Raw genomic sequence first — 18,658 nt, forward strand, 5'->3', positions numbered from 1 at the left:
GCCGGACAACGAGATGTACACGGGCCTGCCTGTCAGTCCTGCGCGGTGAATGCGCCGAAGAGCACGTAGCTGGACCCGCCGGCGACGGCGGTGACGGCGAGGGTGATGGAGTCGTCGCCTCGCGCGAAGCTCAGCGTCGTCGACCGTTTGGCGGCGGTGGTCGGAGACTCCAGAAGACCCAGCGGAGCGAAATGCTGCCGGTAGAACGCCAGGACGTCGGTGGTTCCGAGTGACGTCCTGGCCTCCAGCGCGGCCTGCATACGGTCGCCCTCGGTCGCGACGGACGTGTTGTCGATAACCGACTCCGGGATGCCGGGCATGACGTCCGTGGGGAACCCGCCGACCACGGTTCCGGTCGAGCTGGCGGTGGGGGGAAGCGGCAACGAAACGAACGTGGTCCGGGGCTTCGATGGTGGCAGGATGACGCTCTCAGGCTGCTCAGGGAGCACTTCGGTCGACGTGCGCGGCGCGGCGTCGGCTTCGCTCCAGCGCTCGCCGTCCGCGCCGGTGTCCGTCGGCTCCTCCTCAACCGGAGCGGGCGTCGCACCGTCGGTGTCGGCCGGCGTCGGGGTGACACTCCGCTCGGAGGTCGGTTGCGCGGTGGGCGGCGTCGACTCCGCCACGCTCTGGATCCGGTCGGTCGGGGGCAGCAGCTGCGCGACCACGACGCCGGCGCTGGCCACCAGCACCGTGAGGCCGAGCGCTGCCAGGCCGAGCTGACGCTTGTTCATCGGCGTCGCCGTCGAACGAGGAAGCGGTCGGCTACGAGGCAGCCGGACGCACAGAGGGGTCGACAAATAATGGTTGTGGTCACGTTCCATCCCTGCATTTCGGGTGTACAGGTTCAGCTCGGATACAGCCCGCGGCCGGAAGGGTAAGGCCCGGCACGGACTCGTGTTCAAACCTGAGGCAGGCTCAGGTCCTCACGAGGTGACCATAGCCGGGCAAGCGACGAGCCGCTGTGACCTTATCGGGGGGTAAAGTGACGCGGCTCGGGGCGGACTGGTGTCATTTCGTCGTCCCGCTGCGCCACTCCTTGATTCGGTCGACCCCGCGCTTGCCGACCAGGAATAGCAGGGTGGACTTCACGGCGGCGCGAGAGGATTCCCGCAGCAGCCTGGCTGGCCCGCTCAACAGGCGGTCGCGGAGCAGGTCGGTACGCGTCGGCTGGTCAAGATCGGTGGGCAGGGTGGGGAACAGGGCGGCGTAGCCGTTCGACGCGACGAGCCGGCCGCGAACCCGGTTGCTGACGTTGCTGCCGTGCACGACCTGCAGCCACGCCGGTGGGCCGGATACCGCAACGCTCGGCATGGACCGAGGGAGCAGCGTGTGCCAGTCCGCCCAACAGGTGACGGGATCGTTCCAGGTCTCCCTGACGGAGCAGAACGCGTTGAGCTTGTCGACGCGGAGGAACAACCCGTCGGGACCGAGGATCAGTCCCGACGCGAGGTACAGCGCCGAGCGCGGCCCCCTTGGAGGGATTCGCTGTAGGCGGTCGACGAAATCGGCGGCGAGCCCGTCGTCGTTGTCGAGATTCGTGGTCAGCAGGTCGGCGGACGGTGTGGTTCGCCCAGCGCGGATGTCGTCGAGAATGATGGCCGGGGTGACCTCTGCCCGGTAGATCGGCTCGAAGACCTGGTCCCGCACGAACGGTGCCAGGCGTTGGACGAGCCATTCGGGGCTGTCCGGGTCGAGGTAAACGAGCCAGCGGAAGTTCTGGTTGGTTTGAGCGCGCACCGACGGCAGGCAGTATTTCTCGAAGAGGTCGGCGCGGCCGGTGAGCCATCCCTCGCGTTGGCGCACTCGACCCTCTGGGCCCGGGGTCGGCAGGTTGAACCTGGTGATCAGGACGTGATCGACCGTGGGGGGCGCCGTCGCGGGGTCGTCCAGACGTGTCGCGTTCTGCCCGCGTTTGGCAGTCATGAGCGCACCACCGATGGAGACCAGGCGTGCGGGATGAAAAGGCGAGGTTGGCTGGCCCCGTCGATGGAGATGGACCAGACATCGCTGTCACCGACGACGTCGGTGCGGGCCAGCCCGTAGAGCAGTGTCGAATCATCCAGCCATTCCACCTGGTCGTCGACGTTGCCGGGGGTGGGGAGGAGAGTCTCCACCCCCGTCTCGAGATCGAGCACCGCGATGGACCAGACCGGCGACGCAGTGCCGGTAACGACCTTCTTGTAGGCGATATGACGACCGTCGGGGGAGAGCGACGGGCACTCGGCGCTTTCCCGGATGGCCGTCAGGGTGCGGGCGGTCAGGTCGCCCCGCACCAACCAGGTGCGTCCGGCCGTGGCCGCCGTGGCATAGAAGGTGGTGTCGTCGCTGCCGAAGGTCACGCCCCAGATGTTGCGGTCGGCCGCTGTGATGCGCTCACCGTCCACCAAGAGAGCGAAGTCTTCGAGATTGCCGTAGTCGGTGCCGTCGATTGTGGAAATCGTCGTCTGAGTCGAGAACGCGACCGTCCCATATGATTCCCCGGTCACGAACGCTGTCACGGCGACGAGGCGGGAGTTGGCGGATACCCGAGTGCGGCTGGGGATGCCGGGTAACGGCCAGGTGCGGAGCTCGGCGGCGTCCGCACCGCGCAGGGTGGCCGCGAACGTCGTGACGATCCCGCGGTCGATGTGGAGGCACATCTCCACGACTGTGGTTGCGTACACCCTGTCGCACGCCTGGGCCGTCACCGAGCGCTCACCGGCGGGATCGGCGAGCGGGACGAAGGCGACCAGCCCGTACCCGTCGCCGGATGCCGTATTGCGGAACACGATCCGGTCTCCTGTCGCCGCCGTGTCGGTGGTGACCGCCTGCACGGCGTTCCCGCCGGTCCGTCGTTCCTGGGAGCCTGCCCAGGCCACGATGCCGTAGCCTCCGGCTCCGCCGAGGAGCACCGCGCTGACCAGCACGGCGGCGATGGTGCGTTTGCGTGCGGTCATGTCGTTTGCGTCCGGTCGAACGCGCCGCGCAGGACGAGAGCGGCCAGCGGGATCAGCAGGGCGAGTGCGCCCGCGATGATCAGCATGGCGTCGTTGCGGCCCACCGCGAACCAGAGCACACCGAATCCAGTGGACGCGATCAGCCGGGTGGCGGCAACGACGGTCTGGGCGGAGGCGATGGCTGTCGCACGGCTGGCCTCAGACGTCGACTGGGCCGCGAGCGCCGCGAGGATGCCGTCGGTGGACGCATAGAACGCACCGAGGGCTATCAGACAGAGAATCGTCGTCGGAAGCCCGGCAACGGGGACCGCTGCAGAGGCGTAGGCAGCCAGGAGCGCGAGATGGCCGCAAACGAAGACCCTGGCGCGGCCGAACCTGTCGGCGAGCTTGCCCAGCGGGATCGCAAGGAGGAGGAAGACGACGTTGGTGCCCACGTAGAGCAGGGGAAACCAGGCCGCCGCGAAGGCATCCCGGCTCTGCAGGACCAGGTAGATGAACCCGTCACCGATGGTCACGATGCCCAACAGTCCCGCGGTGAGGAGCAGGCGGCGCAGCCGCGGATCCCTCAGCTGAGCCCACCTGAACGACGCCCGGGAGGTGCCGGGTGCGGCGCGCTCTGCCGAAGGACGGGTGTTCGGTACGACCAGGCCGAGCACAAAGACGCCGACGATCGCGAAGGCGAGCGATACGACAAAAACAGTGTCGTAGCCGTCCGGGATGGCGAACAGGATCGCGAAGGCGAGCAGTGGCCCGACCGCGGCCCCGACGGTGTCCAGCATGCGGTGCACTCCGAAAGACCTACCGAGGTTCTCCGGGAGCGATGACGCTGTAATCAGCGCATCGCGCGGGGCGGTCCGGACGCCCTTACCGAGGCGATCGACAGCGATGACGGCCGCCAGGGACGTGAATCCGGTTGCGAAGAGAAGTCCGGTGCGGGCCAGGACTGACAGACCGTACCCGAAGAACGCGATCCACTTCGGCTGGTCCCCCCGGTCCGCCGCCCAGCCGCCGGCGATGCGCACGATGGCGCTGACGCCCTGGTAGATCCCGTCGAGAAGCCCGTAGGCGACTGTCGACAGGCCCAGCACTCCCGTGATGTACAGCGGAAGGATCGCCGACACCGACTCCGAGGAGACGTCAGTGACCAGGCTGACGATTCCCAGCGCGATGACGACGGACGAGACCCGCGTCGCGACGGGGCGTCCGGGAGGGGATGCCGTTCCTTGTGCCGATCCCCGGTCGGAAAAAGAGATGTACACGGGCCGGCCGCCGTCAACCCTGCGCCGTGAAAACGCCGAAGAGCACGTAGCTGGATCCGCCGGCGACGGCGGTGACCGACAGGGTCACCGAATCGTCGTCGCGGGCGAAACTGAGCGTTGTCCCGCGTTCGGTCGTGGTCACCGGGGTTTCAAGGAGTCCCAGGGGCGCGAAATGGTGCCGGTAGAACCTGAGGACGTCGTCGGTGCCGAGTGTGGTCCTTGCCTTGAACGCGGCCTGCAGACGGTCGCCCTGCGTCGCCACCGAGCTGTTGTCGACGAGTGAGTTCGGGATCCCCGGCATGACATCGGTGGGGAACCCGTGTACAACGTCGCCGAGAGAGTTCACGGTTGGGGGGAGCGGCAGCGAGACGAGCGCGGACCGGGGCTTCGACGGCGGCAGGGTGACGTCGACCTGCCCGGGCGGGAGCACTTCGGTTGAGGTGCGGGGGCCCGCCTCCGTATCGGTGTCGGGTGCGGGGTCGGCCTGCGGTCTCTCTGGAGCCGGCGGCACCGTCTCGTCGATCCGCGCGGTCGACGTGGGCGTGGGGGCGCCGCTCTCGGCGGCTGTCGGTGGCGCCGTGGCCGACGGTGTGGATTCCGCCACCGAGCGAATCCGGTCGGCTGCCGGCAGCAGCTGGGCCACGATCATGCCGGCCGTCGCCACTGCCACGGTGAGGGCGAGCGCGGTGAGCCCGAGCTGACGCTTGTTCATCCGGACTCACGTTCTGCCAGGAGGACGCCGTCACGTTCGTAAAAGTGCTCACCGGTGGCCGGGCAGGTCAGCCGGCCGTCCTCAGCTCTCCGCAGCGGGATCCCCGACCGACCGACCCAGCCGATGCGTCTGGCCGGTACGCCGGCGACGATGGCGTAGTCCGGGACATCCTTCGTCACCACGGCGCCGGCCGCGACGAGCGCCCAACGGCCGATGCTGACCGGTCCGATGCAGACGGCCCGCGCACCGATGGACGCGCCCGTGCCGACGTGCACACCCACCGGATGCCAGTCCTCTGCCATTTTGATGCTCAAATCGGGGTTGACGGCCCGCGGAAACATGTCGTTGGTGAACACCACGGCGGGACCGACGAAGACGCCGTCTTCCAGGACCGCCGGTTCGTAGATCAGTGCGTAGTTCTGTACCTTGCAGTTGCGTCCGAGAATGACGCCGGGTCCGATGTACGAGCCACGCCCGAGGATGCAGCCGCTGCCGATGGAGGCATTTTCGCGCACCTGGGCGAGGTGCCACACGCGTGTCTCAGCGCCGACCTCCGCGGTGGGGTCCACGTCGGCGGTCGCTTCGATGAGGGGGTGCCCGGCCGTCTCCGGTGCGGGTATCACGAGCGTCGACCTTTCGCGGGGCGGTGGGAGGCTGCGGGGCAGCCGGCCGCACGGAGGGGTCGCCGCAAAGTACTTCTTTTCACGTTCCATCCCTGCATGTCGGGTGTACAGGTGCAGCTCGGACAGAGCCCGACGCCGGCAATAGCGCAAGCCGGAGACGGACTCTTGACGAGACCTGGCGCACGCCCAGGTCCTCACGACGTGACCATAGCCGGGCTGGGAAGGTGTCGCTGTGACCTTATCGGGGGGCAATTCCGAGTGGGCGGAGGGCGCCGTTGTGTTCGCCGTAGAGCGCGCCGGTCACCGGGCATCTGAAAAGGTCGGGGCCGACGCGATCCAGGCGGGCGCCGCTCTGTCCCACCCAGTGCACCCTCCTGGCCGGAATCCCGTCCATCAGGGCGTACTCGGGCACGTCGGCGGTCACCACGGAGCCGTCGGCCACCACGGCCCAGCGCCCGACGGTGAGGGGTGCGACGCAGACCGTGTTGGCGCCGATGGATGCCCCGGTGCGCACGGTGACACCGACGAGGTCCCAGTCCGCCGTGGTCTTGAGGCGGCCGATCGGCGAAACGGCTCGGGGGAACCTGTCGTTGGTGAACACGGCCCCTGGTCCGACGTGCACCCGTTCCTCCAGCAGGGTCGGTTCGTAGAGAAGGGCGAAATCCTGCACTGTGCACTGGCGTCCGAGGATGACGCCAGGCCCGAGGTACGCGGCGTACCCGACCGTGCATCCGGGGCCGACCCGGGCGAATTCGCGGACCTGGGCGCGGTCCGCCACCGTGCTGCCGGCGCCGAGCACCGCGCGGGGGTCGACGTCCGCGGACGGTGCTATCCATAGCGCCCTCACGGCGCCGGCGTCAGTCGTCACGAGTATCCCTTGCAAGTTGGGAGCCGGATGCCGCGGAGGCTCGTGCTGTCATCGGCCTGACAGGGGCGACAGGTACGAGTGAGTTATTCTCAGGTCTGTTGTGCGCTGCAGGGACCATAGCGCGTGCCTTCCGGCCCCGCTGTAACCACTCCAGGGGTGGCGTCTAGGCCAGCCGGGCCAGCCTGGTGACGTCGTCCCGCGGCAGCACGTCGGCGACGGCGGTGACGGTGAGCACGTTCAGCTGAATTGCGGCGCCCGCCGAGGAGAGGAAGGCGGTGTCTGCGGCGTCCCGGCCGGTGGCGATGCGCAGAAGCGACTGGCGCGGAGCGAGCCCGGTGGCGTCGACGACCTGCCAGGCGCCGTCGAGATACGCCTCGGCCACGGCGTGGAAGTCCATCGGTGACAGGCCGGGAGCGTAGGCCGACACCAGGCGGGCCGGCACGTCGTGCGCGCGCAGGAAGGCTATGACGAGGTGGGCGTAGTCGCGGCAGACGCCCTGCCGGGACAGCAGGGTGCGCACCGCACCATCCGTGGGCAGGCTGGCGCCGGGCACGTAACTCAGGTGCGTGCCCACCCAGGAGGTGATCGCGTTGAGCAGGTCGGTGCCGGTGAGCCCGCGGAACTCGGCGTGCGCGGTGGGCCAGAGATGGTCGGATTCGATATAGCGGCTGGGCCGGAGGTAACGCACGAGGTCGATGTCGGACACCTCTGCGGGCCCGGATTCGCCCGACACCTCGACCGTGTAGTCGATGTCGATCCGGCCGGCCTGTACCGAGACGAGCTGGAGCCGGGTGCCGTGCGCGTCGAGGACGTCCCGGTAGGTGAGCGCGGTGTCGTTCTGCACGATGGCGAGCAGCTCCGTGGCGCTCGCGTCCGCGGCGACGGCGACGGACAGAACCAGCTCAGCGGGCCCGTGTGCAACGAGTTCGAGATGCGCGGAAGCGGAGCGTTTCATGCCCACATCGTGGCATACATCCGCGAACCGTGAGAAAAGCACCCAACCCGTGCCTCGGGTTTTAGGTGCTTAACTCACGGTTCGCGGGGTCTAGCGGGCGGGGTCTAGCGGGACGTGATCCCGAAGCTCGGGGACTGCAGCTGGGTGAAGTTCCCGACGCTGGCCAGCACCGTGCACTCGGGCGTGATCTGCAGGGCCGTGACAGTGAGCCCGGTACTGTCCACCGCCAACGCCCCGCCGCAGCCGTCGGCAAACCGCACCCCTTGCTCGCCGCCGCTCACCGCGGTAAGTATCTGGGAGGGCTTTCCCGACGCCGGGCTGATGTACATGGGGTTCAGCTCGTCGGCGCCGCCGTACCAGACGGGAACCAGGGTGATCTTCAGGGGGCTGGGCGTCACGACACGGGCCGGAGTGCGCACTTCCACACTCATGAGACGCTGAACCGGGTAAACGGTGCCCATGACGCCCGGATCCTGCGTCGCGGCCGTCGTCGACTCAGACCCGGCGCGCAACCACCCGTCAAGCGCTTCTTGATCTGCGGGCGATGCCGGCACCGTCACGGTCACGTCGACGGAACCTCCTGCCGGGATATCCACCCCTGAGACCTTCCAGCCGCACTCAACGTCGAGGCCGGTGATCGAGGGCTGGTTGCGGGTCGCTGAAGCCCCATCCCACGTGGCCGCCGGGCAGGTGTCGCCCTCGGCCACACCTGGGATCACCTCGAGAAAATCGCCGGACAACGGCGCCTTCTGTGCCGCATACGCGATCGTCACGCGGATCTGGCCGGATGAGGGGTCGTAGGAGGCGGTCCGCGAGATGGTCAGGCCGGTGGGAAGGGCTGTGTCCTGCACCTGTGCGGACAGTTGGTCGCCGGAAGCCTCGGGCGCTTTCTCCCGGTTTCCCGGCACCAAGACAACGAAGCCGACGACCATCGCGACGAGCAGAAGGGCAGCGGTGCCGGCGAGAACCAGCGCCTTACGCGTGCGCCAGAACGGGGACGCCGGGGTTTCCTCAGGCCGGACTTCCACCGGCGGCCGCACCACGACGCGCCGGATCGGCCGGGCGATCGTGGCGCTGCCCGCGTTCCCGAGTTCCGGAGCCTCCGCATCGGCCACGGACAGCGAAGGCTCCGAGAGGGCAGCGAGCTCAGCATCCGTAAAGGCGCCCCGGACCACGGTGGCTGCGTGGTCGGCGGCGGCAAAGTCGGCGGGGGCTTCCCCGCGAGCGATGGCGGGGCTGCCGGCGAGACGGGGAGCCAGACGCCGGAGCGTTGACGCAGCCTCGGCCGCGGTGGGGCGCTGTGCGGGGTCTTTGGACAGCAGCCGGTCGAGTACGTCCCAGACGGCATCGTCGACGGGAATTCTCGGCGGGCGCGACGAAACGTGGCGATAGGCGACGCTGAAATCCGTTCCCGGCCCGGCAAAGGGAGTGCGCCCGGCGAGGAGCTCATAGAGCATGACCCCGGTGGAGTACACGTCGCCCGGAGGCCCGGACAGGCCTCGGCTGATGAGCTCGGGAGGCATGTACTGCGGGGTGCCGATCAGGCCGGTGGTCTGGCGGATCCGTTCGCCCACCACGTCGGAGATGCCGAAGTCGGAGACCCGGACGTCGCCCACACCGCAGTCGGGCCATGGCCGGGCGAGGAGCACGTTGTCCGGTTTGATGTCGCGGTGCGTCACGCCCCGGGCGTGGGCGAAAGCCAGCGCGTCGAACACCTCGATGGTCAGGTGCAGCGCGTCCACGGGACGCAACGTGCCGGCCGCGTTCACCGCATCCCGCAGCGACCCGCCCGCGACGTAGTCCATGACGATGGCCAGCCGCGCGCCCTCAACCACCATGTCGCGCACGGTGACGATTCGGGAGTCCAGGAGCCCGAGCAGTACCGAGCGTTCTCGAACGAACCGCTCGACGAGCGCGGAATCGTCGGCGTGCTCCGGCCGCAGAACCTTCGCGGCGAACGTCTCGCCGTCGGTGGACGTGACCGTCCACACCTCGCCGACAGCACCGGAACCCACCCGTTCACCGAAGCGATAGGACGCTCCCAGCGCCTGACCCGCTTGTGCGATTTGCATCCCGTACCCTCTCGCTGCATCCATCCGATTCTCACGTCAGTCCCGGTCACGGCCCCCGCGGGGGCACCAGACGCCGGGGCTAACCCGCTGGGCTCATCGACTGGATCAGTGCCATTTGTCCGCCCACCCCGATGTACCCGCGCCCCACCGTCAGCGCCACGGGCGCTCTGCGGGGAAGGATCGCGCCCAGCAGTTCGCCGTCGTAGTCAACATCCGGTTGCAGAAGCACGCCGAGGCGGGATTTGCGGAGTGTCTTGGTCCAGTGACTGTACAGCCCGCGGAGATCGGCGGCGCGTCCGACGGCGATGACGCACAGCCCGGCCCGCCTGGATGCCACCACAGCCGCGATGGATTGATCGGCGTCTTCGAAGCGCTCGGCGTCGTCGATCAGGAGGAATACCGTGCCGCGCTCGAGGCGCAGGGCAGCCAGCAGGGCAGGCACGTCGTCCGCGCCGATGGCCGTTCGGTCCAGCGCGGCGGTGGCCAACGGCGATCGGCGATCGCAGATGCCCCACACTTGCGCCGGACCCCGGTCGGTGGCGGCGCCACGCACCGCTCCGGCCAGGGCGAGAAGCAGCGTGGACTTGCCCGAACGGGCAGGCCCCGCGATGAGCACGTGCTCACCCTCGTAGACGTCCAGGAAGGCAGGGGAGAGGTCCATCTCGCCGACCCCCACCGGGATACGCCAGGGCTCGCCCTCCAGCTGGGGTTCAACACCCAACTCGGGCAGCGTGACCGTAGTGGGCAGGCGCCTGACCATGGCGTTCTTCGCAGGCACGTGTGCCCACTGCTGCCGAACCCGGTCCACCGCAGCGACCAGTCCGATGCCCGGTGTGGCCACGTGCATCTGAAGTGAGGTGCGGGGGTCGACGCAGCGTCCGGGGAACGCAGCGGGGATCTCCTTGCCTCGCACACCGAGCGAGGAGTAGTCGTAGGTGTCTGCCAGCCGGAAGAGCCACTTCTGCAGGGTTACCTCGTTCATGGCCGAAGGCACCGCCTTGGCGCGGGTGGTCGAGACAGCGAACGAGAGTCCCAGGGCGGGGCCGTCCGCGTAGGCGCCGTACAGCAGAGCCAGCAGTTGCTGTCCATCGAAATCCTGGAACTCATCCCGCAGCGACGCCAGACCGTCCAGCAGCACCACGGTGCGGCGGTGGCCGCCGGGTTCGGCGCGGCGGCGCTCCAGCTCCGTGTGCAGATGCCGCAAGAATCGGGCCTGCTGCTCCTTGGCGCCGGCACCCGTTCCCACGTAGGCCACCGTGTGTGGCAGGGCTTCGAGGGGCTCAAGTTCGCGGGAGCCCATGTCGAGAATCATCAGATCCAGGTCCGCCGGATCACACTCCTTCGCCAGGGTCAGCGCGATCGAGGCCAGCGTGGTGCTCGTACCGGAGCCGGCCACGCCCATGAGCATCAGGTTCCCGACGGACATGTCCCATCCCGCCGGGGACTGCCGCTGCAGCGCCGGCTCATCCACGATGGACACCAGGACGGAGGAGTTGCGGACGGCGCCCACGATCGGCAGGAGCGGGGCTTCCAGGCCGGTGAGGGCGCTGGGCAGGGCGGCAGGGGCTTCTTCGGGCGGCAGGGGGAGGAAACCGTCCAGCTCCACCCGCTCACCCAGGGCCTCCGGCCAGACCTGCCGGGGCCGGGCGTACCCGGCCTCAGTGTTGGCTTCGATCACCGCGTCGATGAGGAGGTCGAGGTCGTTCTCGTCCACGTCCGCAGATCGAGGCGTCGCCACCGCGGGCACCGGAACACCGAACTGGCGGATACCGCGCACGTCCACGGTGGTGCCGCCGAGCTGCGCTTGACCGGTGACGAGGGCGGTCTGCACGGGGGTGATGTCGTCCTGGCCCAGTTTTACGTAGGCGCGCCCCATCTGGGCCCGGCCGATCGCCGAGGCGGCGGGCACACCGATGACGTTGGTGGAGTCGTCGCGGCTCTGCACGCGGAGCGCAACCCGCAGGTTCGTGTTCGCGAGGATGTCCTCGCTGACGACCCCGGCCGGGCGTTGCGTGGCCAGGATCATGTGCACCCCCAGGGTGCGGCCCACGGCACCCACGCTGACCAGCGCTTTGAGCACGTCCGGGAAGTCCTTGGCGAGCATGGCGAACTCGTCGATCACCAGCAGCAGCCGGGGCATCGGTTCGGCCGGGTTCGTGGCCAGATAGGCATCCAGATTGTCGACGCCCTCGCCGGCCCCGGCGAACACCCGCTGGCGCCGCTCCATCTCCGCCTCCAAAGAGCGGAGGGCGCGGTCGGCGAGTTGTTCATCCAGGTTGGAGATGGTGCCGATGGTGTGCGGCAGGCGTTCGCAGGCCTTGAACGCCGCTCCGCCCTTGAAATCGATCAGGATGAAGTTCAGGCGGGTCGGATCGTTGCGTGCCGCGAGGCCGGCCACGAGCGAGCGAAGGAACTCGGACTTGCCCGATCCGGTGGTGCCGCCGACCAGGCCGTGGGGGCCGTCCTTGACCAGGTCGAGGGTCAGTGGCCCGTTCTCGCCGGCGCCTATCGGTGTGGAAACTCCCGTGGGGGCCTGCCACAGGCGACGGATCGTCGCCGCGTCCGGACGATCGTAGCCAAGCAGCGCAGGGAGCCGAACCAGGGACGGCAGGGAGGCGCCGGGCACGCTCAACTCCGGATCATCGAAGTGGGCCAGGCTCATCGCGCAGCGAACGGCCTCGTCCTGGTCCAGGCCCGCCAAGATGACGTCCTCCACCCGGCTCCGGGTTTCCGGCTGGTCCACGGTGGCAGCGGCGTCTGCTCCCACCCTGATGATGGTGGTGCAGCTGGCCGGCAACTGCTCCTCCGAGGTAGCGATGACGATGCCCGCCACCCGGGACGCACGCCGTTGCGGGACGACATGGATCCCGGGCTCGGAGCGGCCCATGCCGAGCAGCGCACGAGCCGGGGAGTCCCTGCCCTCTGTCAGCACTTCGGAGTCCAGGACCACCAGCATCGCCGGTGTGGGCAGCTCCTGGACGGTGTCCTTGAGTGAGCGCAGCATGGCCAGGCTGGTCTCGCGGTGCATGGACATCCAGCGCTCGCCGGTGCTGCTGCCGGCTTGCCGGGTGTGCGGCAGCCACGAGGCCCACTCCCACTCGTCGGCGCGCCCGGCGTCGCAGAAGACACCGATCGTGAGATCGGCCGGACCCACGTGCACCGCAGCCTGGGCGAGCAGGGACCGCGCGAGCGCCAACGCGCCATCGCGGGGACCGACAATGCCAACGACGCCGGCATCCGTCAGGTCCACCAGGACGGGCGCGGCCTGCAAGCGCGCGGACGTCAAGGAGTCCTTCACTTTCTCGTCGAGGCGGGATCCGCCAGCGCGGTCCATTTCGGGCTGCCACGGCACGTCACCCGTGCCTGCATGCAGTGCGAGGAAGTCGGGGGAGTCGGCGCGGCGCTGCCACAGGGACGTGGTGGGCAGGGACGCTCGCCGCACCACAGTCGCAGGATCGGGGATCATGCGGTGGAGTCGCGCGGACTCCGCCGCTGCGGCCGTGCGGATCTGCTGTTCGAACTCCTCAAGGGCCTGGACGAATCGCTTGTCCTCGTCCTTGAGGCCGCGGGCGTGGCGACGCTTTTGTTCAAACCACATGCCTACGGCCATCACCGGACTGAGCAGGGCGAACATGGCGAAGCGCAGGTCCCGCAGAATCACCACCATCGCCGCAGCCATCACCAGGGGTGCGAGCACCGAGATGTAGCTGAATTTGCCGGCCGGCGGCACATCCTTGCGGCTCGGCGGGGTCAGCGGGTCGCCTGCCGGGGTCTGCCCCGGGCGGGGAGGCCGGTTGAACGGCGCCGTTGCCGCAGGGGTGAGGTTGTGCAGGCTGCCAGGCGGCGGTGCAGGAGTCTCGTCCAGGGACCGGCGCAGGAGGAGCACCGTGCCGCCCGCGGTGATCGTGGCAGAGCCCGTGACCAGGATGCCGTCCTCCGTGATCGGCTCGCCGTTGACCAGAGTGCCATTCGTGGAACCGCCGTCCAGAACCCGCAACCCGTCCTCCTCCCGGCGCAGGCGGCAGTGATCCCACGACGCGCTCTCGGTGTGAAGGCTCACGTCCGCGTGCGGAGACCGGCCAATGAGCATTTCGCGTCCTCGCGGAACGTTGATCACCCCGCCGGCACGCTGGCCGCCGGCGAGCGTCACACTCCAGTCGCGCACTCGCTCCGGATTGTGCCATGGAGCTCGCGCGATGCGGCTGCCTTCCAGGAAGATCAGCTCCGAGAGCGGGGTTGCCCCGCGCACCTCGTTCTCGTTGACGAAGACCGCCTCATCAGGAGCCAGCCGCGGACCGCCGGCGGTTTCCAGGAAGTCTGCCAGCGTGGTGGACGGCGCGGCGTATGCCACCTCGCACTCAAAACGACGCTCGTCCAAGTCGATCAACACACGCATAGAGCGGTCCTTCCGTGGTGAAGCTAAGTTCGGTCCGCTCAGGGGCGAGGTCGGGGAGAGCGGGTCAGGAACCTGCCGGCGCCGGCATCCAGATCAACCGCGGGGCGGCTTCGTCGGCCGGTCGCAGGCCCAGGTCCTGCGGGGATGCATAGACCAGCAGCGGCTCAACGGACAGCGCCGCGGAGTGCGAGAAGTCCAGAGCGGGACCGGCGAGGCCCTCGTCGGGCCCGAGCGACAGCGTGCTTAGTGCCGCGCCCACCTTCGAAGGATCTACGCTTCCGGCCAGCGCGCCGGCCCGCACCAGTGCGATGACGGCGTCGTGGCTGTGTGAGTCCGCAGCCCAGGCGTCTGCGGCGAAGGGGGCGTCGGCGGTCACGTTCATGATGTCCGAGTTGCCTGACGTCAGGCGCACGGCGGAAAGGAAAGCAGACATTCCCCGCCCTTGGGCGTCTTGTCGGAGCGCGGTGGTGTCACCTCCGTCAGCGGCAATGCTGACCAGTTGACCGGAGCCGTCACCGTCGAGCTCGGCGAGCGTAGAGGCGAAGGCCGGGGCCGTGGCACCGTTGGGCATGATCAGGGGGACGGACACGTTTCGCGCCTGCAGGGCCTGGATCAGCCGGGCCAGTCGCTGCGGGGTGGCTGCCACGACGACCACAGCGTCAGCAGGCTCGGCGATCCTCGTGGCTTCGGCGTCGGCGGGAGCATCCTCGGCAGTGGGGCGCAGCTGATCGCCGGTCTGGATGGCGGCCTCCTGAGCCAGAGCCGGCACATCCTCGAAGCCCGTGAGGCTCAGTGTCTGCGAGACGGTGACTGACGCGGGGACCGAGCCGCCGTCTTCGACGAGGAGCACCCTGGTCTTGCCCTGCAGCGCCGTGTGGATGGCGGCTTCGACGGACGGGCCCGACGGTCCGGTAGTCCAGGTGGCCTGTCCGGGTTCCGTCACGTCGGCGTACGGCGAGATGACCGGGATGCCGCGTTCCTCGGCCGCTTTCGCCGCGGCCTGCGCCTGCGGGCCCGTGCTGGTCACGATAACGCCGGCCACTTCCTGATCAGCGAGCGTCTCGACAGCGGCGCGAGCACCGTCAACCGAGCCGCTGTCGTTTTGGGCCAACAGGGTGATGGCAGCGCCGCCCTGGGCGAAGCGCTGCGTGGCGACGACCGCGCCCTGGGCCGCCCGGTTGTATTCGGAGCCGGGCTCGCCGGACTGGCCCAGGGTGAGGACGATTCCGATGGAGAAGTTCTTCGGCAGGCCATCCGCCTTGAGCGCAACAGGCACCGTCACGGCTACCGAAGTCTCGTCGGGGCGGTTGAGGGTGCCGGTGAGGGCGATCGTCGCCGCAGTGACGAGGATGGCGCCAGCGGAGACGATGATCACGAGCCTGCTGCGGCGGTTCATTCGGTGCCGCCGATCTGCAGCGTGTACAGGGTCTTCGACGTCGCGCCGGCCGGCACCTCGAGGTGGAACGCGGGCAGTTCATCGATTGCGGTCAGCGAGGCTTTGAACTGCGCCTGCCCCAACAGCAGCCCGGCGACATCGCGGGAGCGGATGTTGGTGTACCCCTCAGCGTTCTGCGAGGCCAACGCCAGTTGATAATCGGCGGTGTCTGCTTTGGCGGCGCTGGTGGCCATGGCGCCGAGGAGACCGGACCCGTTCACCGAGCGATCACCGAGATCGAGCATCAGCCCGTTGAAGCTGGAGGACAGGAGGGCGTTTGCGCCTTCGACGTCCCGGGTCGAACCGGATGTGCTCGAGGCGATGCTCGCAAGTGATGACTGCGTGCTCTTGTCCAAGGAGGCGGAGAGGGCGTCGCTTTGCTCGAACAGTTCACCGCGCTGCTTGTCGACCGTGCCCGCGGCGTCGGACACCACCTCATCCGAGGTGGCCTTCAACCCGGAGATGGAGCGGTTGAAAGCTGCGGTCACGGCGCCCGCTCCGGCGTCGCCGATCCCGGCAACCTGGCGGACCTGTTCGTCCACGCTCTGAAGAACCTCGGCAGCGGTCTCAGCCGAGACTTCGCCGAGAGACTGTGTGATCTTTTCGCCGAGCTGGTCCTGCTGCTCTTGAAGGCTCACCAGCGCCAAGCTCACCTGGCCGGAGGATTCGATGGCGTCAGCGAGTGCGGCATTCACGGCGTCAAGCAGGAGTCTCGTGTCGGCGACATTGCCCGTGGCGGTGCCGTCCAGCGCCTTCACGGCCGCCTCTATCGCGTCCAGCTTGGCCACGACGTCTGCATGCGCCGTCTCGAGCGCAGCAAACGCCTGCCCGATCAACTGGTCCTGCGCGGCGGTGTCGGTGGCCAGGAGCACGGCGTCCCAGGCGGCCGTCTGCGCCTTCAGCCGGGCATCCAACGGGGCCTCGAACCCGGTCGGCGGGGTCAACGCCGGTGCCGGATTTTCGAGAGTTTCTGAGGTCTCGCACGGAACGTCCGTTAAGTAGGAGCGGAGGTGCTCCACATCCTGAGATGACAGTCGTCCAACGCCGGGCAGGGCGGCGGTACCGGTACCGGGACCGGTATCGGTATCGACATCGGCCATCGTGCACAGTTCCGCGGCCAGCTGCTGGCTCTGATTCACCATCGAACCGTCAAGCCCCAAGCCGTCACCCGACTCGGTCCTGGCGTCCTCTGCGGTCGCCTGGATATCGATCAGCTTCTGGCGCAGTCCATCGATTGTGCTGCGGGCCGCCGCTGCCGCGTCACTGGCGGCGGTGACGGAGACCCGGGAAGTCTTGATCGCCTCATCCACGTTTGCGCGGCTCGTCTTGTAATCTTCCGGAGTCTCAGCGCCGTCGAGGATCACCGCGAAATCCGTGCGAACCTGCTCGAGCGTGGCAGTGGACGCCGCCTGGTCGGTGATAGCGCCCTGGACCAACTGCGGCTGCAGGTCGGCCACGAGCTCATCGCCCGTCTGCACCAGACCCAGCAGCGCCGCGGTCACGGTCACGGCGGATCCGTAAAGGGAGCACGTCATGGAGCCTTGCTCTGCGCAGTCCTGCGCGGTGGGATTCTCGGGGCCCATCGTGGCTTCAAGGGCACCCGCCACAATGTCGCGGCATCCGGCGCTCACCGTCGCGTAGGCGTCGAGCTGCGAGGCCATGGTCAGGATGCTGGAGTAGACCGTTGTCGTCTTCTCCGACTGGGTCACCTCGGCGGTACAGCCGACGCCAGTGATGGGCACCGGCGCGGCAACTGCCGTAGTGTCGCCCAGCATTGCGTCCACGGCGGCGACCGTCTGCTGGAGCTGGGACGACGTCGTGGACTGGGTGGCCTTGGCTGCGAACTCCAAGTCGGTGCCCAGGCTTCCCAGCTGCGCTTTGAGCCCGGACATGGTTCCGGCCAGCGCCTGGGAGTTATCCCGCAGATCGCTTGCGGTCGTTGTGCCCAGTGTCTGCGAGGTTTCCTGCAGGTTCCGCCGCACATCGGTAATGGTCGATCCGGCCTTCGTCAGCACGGTATTGACGTCGGAGACCAGCGCGATGGTGCGGCGTTGCAGTTCCAGCTCCGACCCGGCGCCGGAGGAGAACGCGCCAGCGAGCACACCGTCAGCGCTGAGGTCAGTGTTGAGGCCGGGCTGGACGGCAACGTCGATGGTGGGAACCTCAAAGTCTGTGACGTCAGCGACGAGCCGCAGTGTGGTGCTCGCACCAGAACGAGGCGGGGCCAGTATGGTCGCCCACTGCACGACCGCCGCGCCATCCTCGGTCTCGCTCAGCACGCCATTGGTGCCCGTCGTGCCATCCGCGGAACCAGCAGTGACCTGGTCCGCCCGAACACCGGTGAGGTGCGTCGAGGCGGCGATTGTCAGTGGGGCCCCGACGAGGGCAGTGTCGACGCGGGTCTGGCCGGCGGCGTCATACTCGATGGCCTGCGGCTTCACGGTGAGGTTTTCCAGCGTCAGGGTGATCTCGACCGGCCCGGTGTGGCCGCGCAGCTCGGTGAGATCGGAGCCGTACTTGGTTCCCGCCCGGTACTGCAGGCTCACCCGTACTGGCAGTTCCCCCACGACTTTTTCCGCGTCGTACGTCGTGTCCTCGGAGGACGATTCACCGGTCGCCGACACCGAAATCGTGGTCCCTTCGACCGTCTCGATTTCGGCTGACGGTGTCAGGCTCACGCGGACGTTCTGCAGGACCTTGACCGGGTCGGCAATAGGCGCCGGCTGGGGTGCGTAGGCACACGATGTGGTCACGAGCAGGCCGATGGAGATGACGACCGCGCTCAGAGCGCGACGCGACCCGCTGCGCTTCCCCGCGAAGAGCTGGTAGGTGCTGGTAAATCTAGGCATGATCGTCCCCCCTGGTTTCACTGTGCCTCCTGCATGATAGGGGGTTGCGCCTGCGATAGTACTAATCGGGGTCCAGCAGTGCAGGTCTTAGCTCAATAATGAGTTGTGGTCAGCAATTTTTTTGCGCTTTATTGGGTTTTGTGGTCGATGTGTTGGTAGCGTCAGCACCGTCCTGTCGCCGGCTGTTAAGAGTCCGGCGGACAAGCGGTACTCATTGGGAGGAATGTTTATGTCGCGAGTGTTGTCTACTGAGCAAGCGAAGTCTGCCATCGGGCAGGTGCAGTCAATCATCAACGGGGGTTTCACAGACCAGATTTCAGCGCTGGATTCACAGGGCCGAATTTTGTCGGATCCGAATGTGTGGGACGGCCCGCTCGCTGCGGAGTTCCGCGGTTCGACGTGGCCCGAAACGAAGGCTGCTCTGGATAAGGCCAAGCAGGAGCTGGAGCAGTTGCGCGGGCAGCTGCAGAAGATCTCGCAGGATATCTTCTCCGCGGGCGGCGGCGCCTGAGTCAGACGTGACCGCGTCACGGCCGGGTAGTCGCGCCGCTCT

13 protein-coding genes are annotated in these 18,658 nt (G+C 68.1%); 1 reads left to right on the forward strand and 12 read right to left on the reverse strand.

Annotated features, from left to right (window positions below; genetic code table 11):
* Nucleotides 1-32: 32 nt before the first annotated feature.
* The 12 genes from E3T19_RS00525 to E3T19_RS00580 all read right to left on the reverse strand — a co-directional run bounded on the left by E3T19_RS00525 (nt 33) and on the right by E3T19_RS00580 (nt 18,105).
* Nucleotides 33-731, reverse strand: a complete 699-nt coding sequence (locus tag E3T19_RS00525) for a hypothetical protein (protein WP_134407795.1) — start codon at nt 729-731, stop codon at nt 33-35.
* A 277-nt stretch (nt 732-1,008) separates the two neighbouring features.
* On the reverse strand, nt 1,009-1,923 hold the full coding sequence (locus tag E3T19_RS00530; protein ID WP_088457331.1) for a glycosyltransferase: 915 nt from the start codon (nt 1,921-1,923) through the stop codon (nt 1,009-1,011).
* Nucleotides 1,920-2,936: a hypothetical protein gene (locus E3T19_RS00535; protein ID WP_134407796.1), complete on the reverse strand. Its 1,017-nt coding sequence runs from the start codon at nt 2,934-2,936 to the stop codon at nt 1,920-1,922. The genes E3T19_RS00530 and E3T19_RS00535 overlap by 4 nt, the downstream gene beginning before the upstream one ends.
* Nucleotides 2,933-4,195 carry an MFS transporter gene (locus tag E3T19_RS00540; protein WP_088457329.1) on the reverse strand — a complete coding sequence of 421 codons (1,263 nt, stop codon included), beginning with the start codon at nt 4,193-4,195 and terminating at the stop codon, nt 2,933-2,935. The genes E3T19_RS00535 and E3T19_RS00540 overlap by 4 nt, the downstream gene beginning before the upstream one ends.
* 13 nt (nt 4,196-4,208) lie before the next feature.
* Nucleotides 4,209-4,907, reverse strand: coding sequence for a hypothetical protein (locus tag E3T19_RS00545; protein WP_134407797.1), 699 nt, complete (start codon nt 4,905-4,907; stop codon nt 4,209-4,211).
* Nucleotides 4,904-5,527 carry an acyltransferase gene (locus tag E3T19_RS00550; protein ID WP_241979898.1) on the reverse strand — a complete coding sequence of 208 codons (624 nt, stop codon included), beginning with the start codon at nt 5,525-5,527 and terminating at the stop codon, nt 4,904-4,906. The genes E3T19_RS00545 and E3T19_RS00550 overlap by 4 nt, the downstream gene beginning before the upstream one ends.
* Nucleotides 5,528-5,768: 241 nt before the next feature.
* A complete protein-coding gene (locus E3T19_RS00555; protein ID WP_241979885.1) occupies nt 5,769-6,398 on the reverse strand; it encodes an acyltransferase in 630 nt (209 codons plus the stop codon).
* A 163-nt stretch (nt 6,399-6,561) separates the two neighbouring features.
* Complete coding sequence (locus E3T19_RS00560; RefSeq protein ID WP_134407799.1) at nt 6,562-7,353, reverse strand: transglutaminase family protein; 792 nt, start codon at nt 7,351-7,353, stop codon at nt 6,562-6,564.
* Between the two features lie 104 nt (nt 7,354-7,457).
* A complete protein-coding gene (locus tag E3T19_RS00565) occupies nt 7,458-9,425 on the reverse strand; it encodes a serine/threonine-protein kinase (protein WP_134407800.1) in 1,968 nt (655 codons plus the stop codon).
* A 79-nt stretch (nt 9,426-9,504) separates the two neighbouring features.
* Nucleotides 9,505-13,821 carry an FtsK/SpoIIIE domain-containing protein gene (locus E3T19_RS00570; RefSeq protein WP_134407801.1) on the reverse strand — a complete coding sequence of 1,439 codons (4,317 nt, stop codon included), beginning with the start codon at nt 13,819-13,821 and terminating at the stop codon, nt 9,505-9,507.
* Between the two features lie 64 nt (nt 13,822-13,885).
* A complete protein-coding gene (locus E3T19_RS00575) occupies nt 13,886-15,217 on the reverse strand; it encodes an ABC transporter substrate-binding protein (RefSeq protein ID WP_134407802.1) in 1,332 nt (443 codons plus the stop codon).
* A complete protein-coding gene (locus E3T19_RS00580) occupies nt 15,214-18,105 on the reverse strand; it encodes a hypothetical protein (RefSeq protein WP_134407803.1) in 2,892 nt (963 codons plus the stop codon). The genes E3T19_RS00575 and E3T19_RS00580 overlap by 4 nt, the downstream gene beginning before the upstream one ends.
* A 229-nt stretch (nt 18,106-18,334) precedes the next feature.
* Between E3T19_RS00580 and E3T19_RS00585 the strand changes: the two genes are divergently transcribed.
* Nucleotides 18,335-18,616, forward strand: coding sequence for a pyrophosphorylase (locus E3T19_RS00585; protein ID WP_134407804.1), 282 nt, complete (start codon nt 18,335-18,337; stop codon nt 18,614-18,616).
* The last annotated feature ends 42 nt before the right edge of the window (nt 18,617-18,658 follow it).

This window comes from Cryobacterium sp. TMT4-31, from assembly GCF_004403385.1.
Classification (GTDB): domain Bacteria; phylum Actinomycetota; class Actinomycetes; order Actinomycetales; family Microbacteriaceae; genus Cryobacterium; species Cryobacterium zongtaii.